The organism is Vibrio sp. 1401, assembly GCF_033340295.1.
On sequence record NZ_JAWOWF010000598.1, the window covers coordinates 1 to 588 of the forward strand.

The following is a 588-nucleotide window of genomic DNA, read 5'->3' on the forward strand; positions in this document are numbered from 1 at the left end:
ACTTGCTCTCAGGGACATTAGCTTGAAACGGTTCAGACAACGCGGTATCGGTCGTGCCCGGATGCAATGCCAAGACCACGCCATTTTTAAGCGTGCGTTGCCATTCAATCGACATGGTTTTGAGAAACATGTTCAGCGCGGCTTTCGAGGCTCGATAACTGTACCAACCGCCAAGACGATTATCGCTAATACTGCCGACTTTGGCCGAAACAACCGCAAATTTAGGTGCACCACTGCGCTTTAAAAGTGGCGAGAAATACTTCGCAAGTAACATGCTTGGCAAGGTGTTAACGGCGATGTTTTGCAGAAAAAAGTCAGGCGCCACCATACTGAGATTTTTCTCCGGCCCCTTGTCTGGCGTATGCAGCATACCGACACAGTTGATCACCCAATCGATGCTGTTAACCGCTTGACTCAAATTCTTGACCTGCGTTTCATCCGTGACATCGACCTGGTGCCAAATCAAGGCTGAATGTTCATAATCGGATTTTGTGCGCCGATAGGTCGCGTGAATTTGTGCCAACGGAAAGTGCACTAGTGCCTCTTTGACCATCGCCAAACCAATCCCTCCGTTTCCGCCGACGATCA

1 protein-coding gene is annotated in these 588 nt (G+C 49.7%); it reads right to left on the reverse strand.

Annotation, left to right across the window (positions count from 1 at the left end; all coding sequences use genetic code 11):
- A partial coding sequence (locus tag R7Z77_RS27050; protein WP_318137265.1) for an SDR family oxidoreductase occupies window positions 1-586 on the reverse strand: 586 nt, incomplete at its 3' end.
- Window positions 587-588: the final 2 nt, after the last annotated feature.